The sequence below is a fragment of the Paenibacillus sp. Lou8.1 genome (assembly GCF_024213565.1).
Classification (GTDB): domain Bacteria; phylum Bacillota; class Bacilli; order Paenibacillales; family Paenibacillaceae; genus Paenibacillus; species Paenibacillus polymyxa_B.
In genome coordinates this window covers 168,743-180,095 of record NZ_JANAVN010000015.1, presented here as the reverse complement: position 1 = coordinate 180,095, position 11,353 = coordinate 168,743, and the positions used below count along the sequence as shown (strand labels likewise).

10 protein-coding genes are annotated in these 11,353 nt (G+C 46.6%); 7 read left to right on the top strand and 3 right to left on the bottom strand.

Annotation, left to right across the window (positions count from 1 at the left end):
* The first annotated feature begins 419 nt into the window (after positions 1–419).
* Complete coding sequence (gene tkt, locus NLX78_RS20960; RefSeq protein ID WP_061829554.1) at positions 420–2,465, top strand: transketolase; 2,046 nt, start codon at positions 420–422, stop codon at positions 2,463–2,465.
* A 213-nt stretch (positions 2,466–2,678) separates the two neighbouring features.
* Positions 2,679–2,993, top strand: a complete 315-nt coding sequence (gene ppnP, locus NLX78_RS20955; protein ID WP_013309288.1) for a pyrimidine/purine nucleoside phosphorylase — start codon at positions 2,679–2,681, stop codon at positions 2,991–2,993.
* Positions 2,994–3,102: 109 nt separating this feature from the next.
* Here ppnP and NLX78_RS20950 read toward each other — a convergent pair whose 3' ends face one another.
* Entirely contained in the window at positions 3,103–4,002 is a 900-nt protein-coding gene (locus tag NLX78_RS20950) for an NAD(P)-dependent oxidoreductase (protein WP_061829552.1), read from the bottom strand.
* A gap of 250 nt (positions 4,003–4,252) precedes the next feature.
* Here NLX78_RS20950 and NLX78_RS20945 point away from each other — a divergent pair, with 250 nt between their 5' ends.
* The 3 genes from NLX78_RS20945 (at position 4,253) to NLX78_RS20935 (ending at position 6,976) form a co-directional block, all read left to right on the top strand.
* Positions 4,253–5,608, top strand: a complete 1,356-nt coding sequence (locus NLX78_RS20945; protein ID WP_235307810.1) for a glucose-6-phosphate isomerase — start codon at positions 4,253–4,255, stop codon at positions 5,606–5,608.
* A 148-nt stretch (positions 5,609–5,756) separates the two neighbouring features.
* Complete coding sequence (locus NLX78_RS20940; RefSeq protein WP_029516377.1) at positions 5,757–6,389, top strand: YigZ family protein; 633 nt, start codon at positions 5,757–5,759, stop codon at positions 6,387–6,389.
* 5 nt (positions 6,390–6,394) lie between these two features.
* Positions 6,395–6,976, top strand: coding sequence for a TetR/AcrR family transcriptional regulator (locus NLX78_RS20935; protein WP_061829550.1), 582 nt, complete (start codon positions 6,395–6,397; stop codon positions 6,974–6,976).
* Positions 6,977–7,148: 172 nt separating this feature from the next.
* Here the strand turns inward: NLX78_RS20935 and NLX78_RS20930 are convergent, their stop codons facing one another.
* The gene (locus tag NLX78_RS20930) at positions 7,149–7,550 is read right to left on the bottom strand and encodes a secondary thiamine-phosphate synthase enzyme YjbQ (protein ID WP_069292090.1); all 402 of its coding nucleotides are present in this window, start codon (positions 7,548–7,550) and stop codon (positions 7,149–7,151) included.
* Between the two features lie 219 nt (positions 7,551–7,769).
* On the opposite strand from NLX78_RS20930, the gene NLX78_RS20925 reads away from it, so the two are divergent.
* Complete coding sequence (locus NLX78_RS20925; protein ID WP_061829549.1) at positions 7,770–8,831, top strand: sulfate/molybdate ABC transporter ATP-binding protein; 1,062 nt, start codon at positions 7,770–7,772, stop codon at positions 8,829–8,831.
* Positions 8,832–8,996: 165 nt separating this feature from the next.
* Positions 8,997–9,767 carry an MBL fold metallo-hydrolase gene (locus NLX78_RS20920; protein WP_254351428.1) on the top strand — a complete coding sequence of 257 codons (771 nt, stop codon included), beginning with the start codon at positions 8,997–8,999 and terminating at the stop codon, positions 9,765–9,767.
* Positions 9,768–9,782: 15 nt separating this feature from the next.
* Here NLX78_RS20920 and NLX78_RS20915 read toward each other — a convergent pair whose 3' ends face one another.
* Positions 9,783–11,276: an aminotransferase-like domain-containing protein gene (locus tag NLX78_RS20915; protein ID WP_069291414.1), complete on the bottom strand. Its 1,494-nt coding sequence runs from the start codon at positions 11,274–11,276 to the stop codon at positions 9,783–9,785.
* Between the last annotated feature and the right edge of the window lie 77 nt (positions 11,277–11,353).

Genomic DNA, 11,353 nt, shown 5'->3' with positions numbered 1-11,353 from the left:
TCTCCAGAGACCAGAGCCTTATGATGTAAAGAAAAAGAAACCCACGTCTCAAAAGACGGGGTTTCTCGACAATCTGAAAGCCCGTCGCATAACGGGCTTTGTTTTTTTATGTGAGTTATTTGCCTTATAAACGGTCAGTACATAATATTTTTTGTGATTTTATAATTTTTTAAATGAGGTTAATACATTACGGGTATATTTATATGAGGATCCGGTACAACATTTCCACAATCATCTTTATAAACGATCTGGCAAACTTTCACGGCAAATGGTACAATACTTAAGAATGTATAAGTCATATTGAAACATTCAAGCAGATTCACTCACTTCAATAGACATCGTTTCTATATCGGACGGTGGTGTTGAAGAGTATGACCGAATGCAATTGACATACTTTATACAATATGAGGAGGCAAACCATGACTGACCAGAATCAAGCGATTCAAAAGGATGAAAACTCCACGATCGACAATTTGTCCATCACAACTATTCGTACGTTGGCAATTGACGCCATCGAGAAAGCAAACTCGGGACATCCTGGTATGCCGATGGGCTCCGCGCCAATGGGATACCAACTTTTTGCTAAAACGATGAATCATAATCCGGATCAACCTACGTGGGTTAACCGTGACCGTTTTGTATTGTCCGCAGGACACGGTTCCATGTTGCTATACAGCCTTCTACACCTGAGCGGCTATGATCTTCCTATGGAAGAACTGAAACAATTCCGTCAATGGGGCAGCCTTACACCGGGCCACCCTGAGTTTGGGCACACTGCTGGTGTAGATGCTACAACTGGACCTCTGGGACAAGGTCTCGCAATGTCCGTAGGTATGGCAATGGCTGAAGCTCAACTGGGTGCAACATATAATAAAGACGAATTTAAAGTTGTAGATCACTTCACGTATGCAATCTGCGGCGATGGCGATCTGATGGAGGGTATTTCTCACGAGGCTGCTTCGTTGGCTGGTCGCTTACAACTGGGCAAGCTGATTGTATTGTTTGATTCCAATGATATTACACTGGACGGCAAGCTTAATCTGTCCTCTTCCGAGAGTGTTGCCAAACGCTTTGAAGCTTACAACTGGCAAGTACTGCGCGTAGAAGATGGTAACGATCTTCCAGCCATCCAAAAAGCCATTGAAGAAGCGCAAGGCGACTCGACACGCCCTACGCTGATTGAAGTGAAAACAGTTATCGGCTACGGAAGCCCGAACAAACAAGGTAAAGGCGGACACGGTGGTACTCATGGTTCCCCGCTGGGATCAGAAGAAGCTAAGCTGACTAAAGAATTCTACAAATGGGTATACGAAGAGGACTTCCACGTACCACAAGAGGTTCGCGAGCATTTTGCTAAAGTAAAAGAGCGCGGTATCGCGGCGAACAAAGCATGGGATGAACAGTTTGCGAAATACAAAGCAGCTCACCCTGATTTGGCAGCTCAGTTCGAAACAGCTGTAAACGGCGATCTTCCAGAAGGATGGGATCGTGATCTTCCGAAATACACGACTGGAGACAAAGCCGTTTCGACTCGTGTAGCTTCTGGTAATGCTCTGAACGGATTGGCTCCAAACGTACCTTTCCTGACAGGCGGATCTGCCGATCTGGAGAGCTCCACGATGACACATTTGAACAACCTGACGAACTTTACGCCAGAAGACTACGCCGGCCGTAACATCTATTTCGGTATCCGTGAATTTGGTATGGCTGCTGCGATGAACGGTATGGCGTTGCACCAAGGTGTAAAAGTATTCGGCGGTACATTCTTCGTATTTACAGACTATCTGCGTCCAGCCGTTCGTCTGGCAGCTCTGATGGGATTGCCTGTAACCTACGTTCTGACTCACGACAGTATTGCTGTAGGTGAAGATGGTCCGACTCATGAGCCGATCGAACAATTGGCTTCCCTGCGTATTATCCCGAACTTGACAGTAATTCGTCCGGCGGACGGTAATGAAACTTCTGCTGCTTGGGCTTATACATTGGAAAACAAGAAAAACCCGGTTGCTCTGGTATTGACTCGTCAAAACCTGCCAATCCTGGCTGCTAGTGCTGAGCATGCACGCGAAGGTATCAAACGCGGTGCTTATGTGGTTGCAGATGCAACAGACGGCAAACCGGTTGCTCAAATTCTGGCTACAGGCTCCGAAGTGCAATTGGCTGTTAAAGCTCAGGAAGCACTGGCAGAACAAGGTATTCAAGTACGTGTTATCAGCTTCCCAAGCTGGGATCTGTTCGAAAAACAAGACAAAGCATACAAAGATTCCGTTCTGCTGCCAGAAGTGAAAGCTCGTTTGGCTGTAGAAATGGCGTATCCACTGGGCTGGGAAAAATATGTTGGCGACCAAGGCGACATTCTCGGTATCAGCACATTCGGCGCATCCGCACCTGGCGACCGCGTAATTAAGGAATACGGCTTTACAGTAGAGAATGTTGTTAGCCGTGTGAAAGCTTTGTTGAAATAAAACATTGGAAATTAAAACAGACAGTCGTAACCTGAGAAAGGCTTACGGCTGTTTGTTTCATACAGTTGATGTTTTGCAATGAAATCACTATTGAATTCCAATGTATAGGATACGATGATACAGTGTGTATTTTCATACTGAAGCTGGAATCAAATCTATGTTATGATGCACCAATATTCATTCAACCATTGAGAGCAGATGAGGGGATAACGAATGACACAGTTCGATGGAGTAAGCGTAGTTAAAAAAGCAAACGTTTATTACGATGGTCAGGTTACAAGCCGTACAGTCATCCTGGGTGACGGCAGTAAGGTTACACTGGGTATTATGCTGCCAGGAACGTATGAGTTCGGCACGGATTCCCGTGAGATCATGGAGATTTTGGCAGGGGATTTGAGAGTGTTGCTTCCAGGTACTGAGGAATGGCTAGAAATACAAGGGACGGCAACCTTTCACGTACCTGCAAAGTCTTCATTCAAGCTGGAAGTACGAAGTGTAACTGATTATTGCTGTTCTTATCCCGAATAATAAGCTAAAAAAGGGTAAGCACACTCAGCCTTCAAGCCAAGTGTGCTTACCCTAAAGCTATGCCATATGTACACAAGCACAGCCGTATGGTTACAAAGAAAAGTGCAGCTTATTCGAGAGGTTGACCACCAATGGTGTGGCCAATCCATGCTTCGTATGTCTTCACGACAGCGGATAGGTCTTCATCGCCGTAGCCTTGAGTTTGCCCGGCTTGAAACAGGCTTTTGGCAATGGATAACATAGGTGCAGGGATGGACAGGCTGTCTGTTAGTGAGGAAGCAAGTTTCAAGTCCTTAAGCATCAAGGCAAGTGAGAACTGGTTGCTAAAATCATGTTCAATGATTTTGCGCCCTTTCAGGTCAGCGGCCTTGCTGCCTGCCGATCCGAGTTGTACCAATTCAAGGAAGCTGTCTGCCGGGATGCCGGATTTAGCCGCGATAGCAAAGCCTTCAGCCAGAGCGAGGTTATGAATACCCACCATCGTATTATGAGCGAGCTTGGCTACGGCCCCGCTGCCATTAGGTCCCATATGAAGTACCTTTTTGCCCAGGGTATCAAAAACATCTGATTGTGCCGCAATGGCTTCTGCATTACCACCAACCATGAACACAAGTGTACCGTCTACAGCAGCAGGCTTACTGCCTGTTACGGGTGCATCAATGAAAGAGCAGCCCAGCTTGTCCGCTTCGGCGGCCAGTTGCTTGACCAGTTCAGGTGAAATCGTACTGTTGTCCATCACGGTCATGCCAGCCGTAAGTCCGGCAAACACGCCGTCATCGCCGTAATAGATGTCACGAATGGAGTGATCATCGCTGACCATGGTAATGACCAAGTGCTGACCTTCAGCTGCTTCACGAGGAGTTGAAGCTGTACGTGCACCTTGCTCTGCCAGTGGTTCGCAGCGCGAAGCGGTACGATTATAAACTGTGACTCCGAATCCCTGCTTTAGCAGATTGGATGCCATCGGGGCGCCCATGGTGCCCAGTCCGATAAATCCGATATTTTTCATTGCTAATCACCTTTCTTGTTGGAAGTTGCCGTCCGATGCAGATTGCGAGTTCGGCTTGAAATGAATATAAAACAGGTTGATCTCAGTTAATTGTAGCATGGGCATGCTACCCTATCTACAGGAGGGGCTGTCAAGCACAGGATACACAGGTAACGCAAGCTTGTCAGGTCCCGCAAATTAAAGTATCCTATTCCTAAGTCCTTATGTTCGTATTCATGGTCTTAGTAATACCAAACAGGAGGTTCCAAACATGTCTAAAAAAGTTAATTTTGATTACACTAAAGCGCTCTCCTTTATAGGTCAGCACGAAATTGATTATTTTGCAGAGCCCATCAAGCTGGCTCATGAGCAACTGCACAACCAAACCGGTGTAGGGTCCGATTTCTTGGGTTGGATTGACCTGCCTACCAATTATGATAAAGAAGAGTTTGCGCGCATCCAAAAGGCTGCTGCTAAAATTCAAAGCGATTCCGAAGTATTGATCGTAATCGGTATCGGTGGTTCTTACCTTGGAGCACGTGCTGCGATCGAAATGCTGTCGCATTCTTTCTACAATGCGCTGCCTAAAGATCAACGCAAGGGTCCAGCTATCTATTTTGCAGGTAATAACATCAGCTCTACATATGTGAATCATCTGTTGGAACTGATTGAAGGTAAAGACTTCTCTGTGAACGTCATTTCCAAATCAGGTACGACAACAGAGCCAGCGATCGCATTCCGCGTATTCCGTGCAGCTCTGGAGAAAAAATACGGTAAAGAAGAAGCACGCAAGCGTATTTATGCAACGACGGATAAAGAACGTGGCGCTTTGAAAAAACTGGCTAACGAAGAAGGCTACGAATCCTTCATTATTCCTGATGATGTGGGTGGTCGTTACTCCGTGCTGACAGCAGTAGGCTTGTTGCCGATTGCTACTGCAGGCATTAACATCGAGGAAATGATGCAGGGGGCGGCAGACGCTTCCAAAGAGTACAGCAACCCGAATGTAGCTGAGAACGAAGCTTATCAATATGCAGCCGTTCGTAACGCTTTGTACCGCAAAGGTAAAGCAATTGAAATTCTCGTAAACTATGAGCCGTCTCTTCATTTTGTATCCGAGTGGTGGAAACAGTTGTACGGAGAAAGCGAAGGCAAGGATTACAAAGGCATTTATCCTGCTTCTGTTGATTTCTCGACAGACCTGCATTCCATGGGACAATTCATTCAGGAAGGCAGCCGCAACATTTTCGAAACGGTAATCCAAGTAGAAAATGTACCAAGTCACATCACCATCGAAGCAGATGAGGATGATCTGGACGGACTGAATTTCCTGGCAGGCAAAACTGTGGATTTTGTAAACAAAAAAGCATTCCAAGGTACATTGCTGGCTCACACAGACGGACAAGTACCGAACTTGATTGTAAATATTCCTGACTTAAGCCCTTACTCTTTCGGCTATCTTGCTTATTTCTTCGAAAAAGCTTGCGGCATCAGCGGCTACCTGTTGGGTGTAAATCCGTTCGATCAACCGGGCGTAGAAGCTTACAAGAAGAACATGTTTGCGCTGCTCGGCAAACCAGGCTTCGAAAAAGAAAAAGCTGAGCTTGAAGCGAGATTGTCTGAATAAGAGTGCTGTAATCTCTGATGCGAAACAGGATTTCGGTCAGAAGTGTTATAGTGTATAGCATCAATTAAAGTACAGGAAAGCAGTTCACCAGCTGCCAGAAGCGGGGGACTGCTTTCTTGTAAAATGAAGTAAGGAAGGTTATACGTGTATGTTGGAACAATACCGAACCGTACGCGGTGCCGGCAACAAGGAAATTGTGATCCGAAAATCCCGTTTTATCGGCCATATTCAGCCTGTTCAAACTGAGGAAGAAGCAGTTGCTTTCATAGAGCGCATCAAAAAAGAGCATTGGAACGCTACCCATAATTGTTCTGCTTACATGATTGGCGAAAGAGACGAAATCCAAAAGCAATCGGATGACGGAGAACCGAGTGGTACGGCTGGAAAGCCTATTTTGGAGGTGATCCGCAACCAGAAGCTAAAAAATGTCGCTATTGTTGTTACCCGTTACTTTGGTGGGATTTTGTTGGGAGCAGGCGGTCTGATTCGCGCGTATTCAGATGGTGCTGTTGCAGCAATCGAGGCAGGAGATGCAATTACACGTGTGCTGCATCGCGAAGTCTTTGTAGAATTGGATTATACCTGGTTGGGCAAAGTGGAAAATGAATTACGCAATCGCAGCATCCGCACTGGAGAAACAATGTTTACGGATAAAGTTACCTTAACCTGTCTGCCGCTGGCTGGTGATGCGGAATCCTTCAGCAACTGGATAACAGACTTGACGCAGGGGCAATCGCTTGTGTCGGAGGGAGAGCAGCTTTACTTTATTGAAGGGGAATAAATAATATGGCTAGAAGAGCAGTAGAACAGGAGTTGTCAAGAGGGCGGATTCTGGAAGCGGCCAGGCACTTGTTTATTACCAAGGGCTACCGTGCGATTTCAATGCGCAGCATTGGCCAGCATCTGGGTTACAGTCATGGTTCGTTATATTATCATTTTAAAGAGAAGGCTGAACTGTTCTATGCCATTGTAATTGAAGATTTTAATACATTGCGTGGGATTCTACTGCAAGCAGCAACAGGTACGCCTGATGATGGCTTGAGCAGGTTGGAGTACTTGATGCTGGAATTTATCCGTTTTGGTTTGGAAAATCCATATCAATACGAAATTATGTTCATGATGCACGATGAAGAACTATTTGCATACTGTCGCACAGAGCAAAACCGTTGTGTGGAACTATTTGCGTCCATGATCCGTCAAGAATTGAGTGGTCAGGGGCATTCGGAGGAATATTGCTCTAGGGTACCGAAAAGTCTGTTTTTATCCATGCATGGCTTTGTATCATTTTATATTCAGGACGGTTTAACATTTGAAGAAATTAGGCCCGCTGCTTTAGCACATGTAAAGCTGCTGTGCAGACACCTATGAGCGTACCTGCATTCACACACTTCAGCCATGAACATGTAGGGCGCTTTTCTGGGTGTATGCACTTCATGACGGTGACTTATCATTACGGTACTTTGCGAAAGCGACTGAGAATTTAACAGACGATGATGCATCCAGTAGGAAAACATCATGGTCTGTTTTTTTACCCGGTCCGTCAGCCTTTCATGATCTTTACATGGTATTGGCGTCTGCGTGGTCCGTCGAATTCACAAAAATAAAGTCCCTGCCATCGTCCGAGCAACAGCTTTCCATCATGGATGATGATCGTTTGTGAGGGGCCTGTCGTAATGGATTTTAGGTGGGAAGCCGTATTTCCCTCCATATGGCGATATTGGGGATGCTCCCACGGATAAACTTCATCTAGTGTTAATATCACATCATGTTTGACGTCTGGGTCTGCATTTTCATTAATGGCGATGCCGGCTGTCGTGTGTGGACAATAAACAAGTGCGGTTCCTTGTTGTACCCCGCTTTTTTCGATCAATGAAGCAACCTCTCGTGTAATATCGCGCATTTCATCTCGCCGTGTAGTGGATAATTCTAAAGTATGCAACAATAACTCCATCTCCTTTCTTCCTAATACTTTACCCTTTTAATTCCTAATATAATATATAGTTGACGAAAATTACTTTCCTTTGATAAAGTATCACATAAGAAAAAACATAGTATATACATTGGAATAATTAAATGATTTCAAATGAGGTACGTGCTTTGCGGAAAGCAAGGCTGCTGCTGTTCCTGAACAGGTCCAGAAGCGGAAAGGAAGTGTACGGATATGCATGTGGAAGTAAGAGGATTAAACAAGCATTTCGGTAATTTTCATGCAGTAAAGGACGTATCTTTTGATATTCAGGCGGGCCATCTTATTGGCTTACTCGGTCCAAGTGGTGGGGGAAAAACCTCCATTCTTCGCATTTTGGCGGGTCTGGAGCAACCGGATGCGGGAGAAATTCATTTTCATGGAAAAAGGGTAAACGAGCTGTCCCCGCAGGAACGTGGAATCGGATTTGTATTTCAAAACTATGCTTTGTTCAAGCACATGAGCGTCTACGACAATATTGCCTTTGGCCTGAAAGTGAAAAAAAGCTCCAAAACCCGCATCAAGGAACGGGTCACAGAGTTGGTCGAACTAACGGGGCTCAAAGGATTTGAGCATCGTTATCCGCATCAGTTGTCAGGTGGACAGCGACAGCGGGTTGCCTTTGCGCGTGCTTTGGCACCAGAGCCTCAATTGCTGCTGTTGGATGAGCCTTTTGCAGCTATTGATGCCAAGATTCGTCAGGAGCTGCGCACCTGGCTGCGAGAGTTGATTGAGCGGGTGGGTATTACTTCAATTTTTGTCACCCATGATCAGGATGAGGCGATTGAAGTAGCGGATGAAATTATGGTGATTAATCAGGGACGACTGGAGCAGAAGGGAACACCTTGGGATATTTATAAAAAACCGGGTACTCCGTTCGTGGCTTCCTTTATTGGGGAATCTACGGTGATTGAACAGGCAGGCAGTCTCCGAGGCTTCGAAGAAGCTGCTGGAGTGGGAACACGTGCCTTGATCCGTCCAGAGTATATTGATGTCGGGCCAAGCGAGGAATTTACGCTTCTGTCGGCGACCGAGGAAGGCACAGTGAAGCATTTGCATTTTCGTGGAAGTGAGTGGATGGTTGAAGTACAGGTCGGGGATCATCGTCTCATGACATACCGCTCGCTGGAGAAGTCTACGCTGGAACCTGGTCAGCAGGTGCGAGTGTTGGTGCATCGAGCCTATCTCTATAATGACCAGTCCAGCTGGATGGTGGAAAACCGCCTGAAGGAAGATCCAATGCCTATTATCATTTGAAAATAAATACGATCACGCATGAGGGGATGTCTGGCCGGATTTCACGGCTTTGGGCATGCTCCTTTTGGCGTTGGACGCTGGAAGGATTTACGCAGATGATTTACGTAGAATCGGTCTGTTCGTTATAATAGTAGTAAAAAGACCCAAGTAGATAGGAGTTAAACCATGAATCGGCTTATTTTTCTTGGCACGGGGGATGCAATGGGGGTTCCGCGTGTATATTGTGATTGTCTCGTATGCACAGAAGCTCGCACGACAGGGGCGAATGTAAGATTGAGATCGTCTGTGCTGATCGAAAGCGAGACGGAGGACTTTATGATTGATTGTGGCCCGGACTGGCGCAGACAGCTAGAATTGCGCGGTCTGCGTTTTATCCCTACGATCCTTGTGACACATGCACATTTTGACCATATTGGAGGATTACCAGAATGGGCAGATGCCTGTCGCTGGACTGGGAACAGAGGTCGCTTGTACGCGCCACAGGAAGTGATCGACACGATCTTGCGTCAATTTTCCTGGCTCTCTGGAAACTTGGATCTTATTCCAGTAGACGAGGGAGCCCAACTTGGCGGATGGAATATCCGGGGATGGCGTGTGAATCACGGGAAGAACGGATATGCCTACGCTTATCGTCTGGAAAAGGACGGTTTCTCGTGGGCTTACTGTTCGGATTCGATTGGATTGAATGAGGCGGAAATTCTGCCCTTGCACAATCTGAATTTGCTCGTCCTGGGAACGAGTTTTTATCATGAGGAGGCCGAGTATGCCACCCGTTCCGTATATGACATGCTGGAGGCTCAGGAGCTTATAGGAAGGCTTAAACCCGAAAGCACAGTGTTTACACATATGTCCCATGATGTAGATGTCACACGCAACTATGGGCTTCTGGAAGGGATTAGCTTGGCACACACCGGCATGAGTTTGCCGTTAGAATAAAGGTGACCTTTACCTTTACATCGTTTGACTGATACGTAGAAGTGTGGAGATTCCTTCTTTGATTTGTAGCTCGTTGGCGTATGAATAGGACAGCCGTACATGCGTTTTACCCTCTGCGCCGATGGGATCAAATACATTGCCGGGGACAAAGGATACAGACTCTTGTAAACTTTTGGCAAGTAATTCATTAGGTTTCAACGTAGAAGGCAGCTGGAGCCACAGGTTGAGTCCCCCTGCCGGGCTGGTCCATGTCCAACCGGAGTCGCGGAGACTGTCTTCCATCGTTTCTTTACGAATCTGGAGCGCGATACATAGCTTTTTAATATGCTGCTGCATACGTGGAGATTGAAAGTATTCTAAAAACAGCTTTTGATTCAGCAGTGGCGATCCATTGTCCACTAACGCTTTGACGTTCAGCAGGCTGTTCATGAGCTGTGGTCGGCAGGTCACGGCTGCGATTCGTAGACCGGGTGCGACATATTTACTGTAACTTCGAATGTAGACGACGCTTCCCGAAACATCATAGGCGAAAATTGGAGAAGGGGGCTTTTGCCCAAAGCTAATGTCATAGGTGCTGTCATCCTCAACAATGAGGCAGCCATAGCGCTCGGCTAGTTCAGGCAGTCGTTTGCGCTGCTCATCGGGGACCGTAAAGCCCGTCGGGTTGTGGAATGTTGGATTCATATAAAAGAGGCGTGGTTTTTCCGTTTTCATGCACCACTCAATCTGGTCCATATCATAACCTTCTGGTCGAATATCAGTCATAGTCAGACGTGCGCCTAGTCTACGGAATATTTCCATAGCGGGGCCATAGGCAGGGCGTTCGATCAATACACGGTCTCCTGTACGGAGCAGAGATCGGCCAATTAAATCAATGGCTTGCTGTGCTCCGGAGGTAATCAGCACTTCATCCGGTGATAAAGCAAAATGCTTATCCACGCTAAAATGCTGTGCCATGGCCTCCCGAAGCTCGGCATCACCCTGCACAGCGGAATAGGTGGCCGCTACTTTCGGATGCTTTTCAAATACCTGCATCATTAGCTCTCCCCAAAATCGGTTGGGCAGGAGAGAGGGGTCAATCAGCGCTTTGGAAAACTGGAAATTCGTATTTACGGATTGAACGCGGCTAAGTCCATCCATTCCTCTCCAGGCTGAAACTGACGGATCATCTGCCGCATGGGCAGATTCGGAGTGAATCGTGAGGTCAATGGACGAATGTCCCGAGTAGCCAGCATATTTTGCATGCCCAGTCGCTTGGGAAGCATGAACGTAATATCCTGATTTGTCCTTTACATAGACCAGTCCCAGTTGCTTCAACTCCTGATATGCCCGGAAAACAGTTAGCCGATGTACACCCAGCTCCTGAGCCAAGCTTCGTACGGACGGCAGCTTCATGTCTGTTTGCCAATCCCCGCGATCAATCCGCACAGTTACATAATGGATAACCTGCTCATACAGCTTTAAGGCATGATCGGCTGCAAAGAGTAGTTCGGTGTTGTTCTTACCCATGCTATCCACGCTCCTTTCTGTGTATTGTACTATATAGCACTTCAAAAACGTATACAACTGTTCTGTAGTTATACATC

What these genes read in the sequence shown, in the direction of transcription:
- NLX78_RS20945 (WP_235307810.1), top strand. Translation starts at nt 4,253, where the DNA reads ATGTCTAAAAAAGTTAATTTTGATTACACTAAAGCGCTCTCCTTTATA.
- NLX78_RS20950 (WP_061829552.1), bottom strand. Translation starts at nt 4,002, where the DNA reads ATGAAAAATATCGGATTTATCGGACTGGGCACCATGGGCGCCCCGATG.
- NLX78_RS20920 (WP_254351428.1), top strand. Translation starts at nt 8,997, where the DNA reads ATGAATCGGCTTATTTTTCTTGGCACGGGGGATGCAATGGGGGTTCCG.
- NLX78_RS20940 (WP_029516377.1), top strand. Translation starts at nt 5,757, where the DNA reads ATGTTGGAACAATACCGAACCGTACGCGGTGCCGGCAACAAGGAAATT.
- NLX78_RS20915 (WP_069291414.1), bottom strand. Translation starts at nt 11,276, where the DNA reads ATGGGTAAGAACAACACCGAACTACTCTTTGCAGCCGATCATGCCTTA.
- tkt (WP_061829554.1), top strand. Translation starts at nt 420, where the DNA reads ATGACTGACCAGAATCAAGCGATTCAAAAGGATGAAAACTCCACGATC.
- ppnP (WP_013309288.1), top strand. Translation starts at nt 2,679, where the DNA reads ATGACACAGTTCGATGGAGTAAGCGTAGTTAAAAAAGCAAACGTTTAT.
- NLX78_RS20935 (WP_061829550.1), top strand. Translation starts at nt 6,395, where the DNA reads ATGGCTAGAAGAGCAGTAGAACAGGAGTTGTCAAGAGGGCGGATTCTG.
- NLX78_RS20925 (WP_061829549.1), top strand. Translation starts at nt 7,770, where the DNA reads ATGCATGTGGAAGTAAGAGGATTAAACAAGCATTTCGGTAATTTTCAT.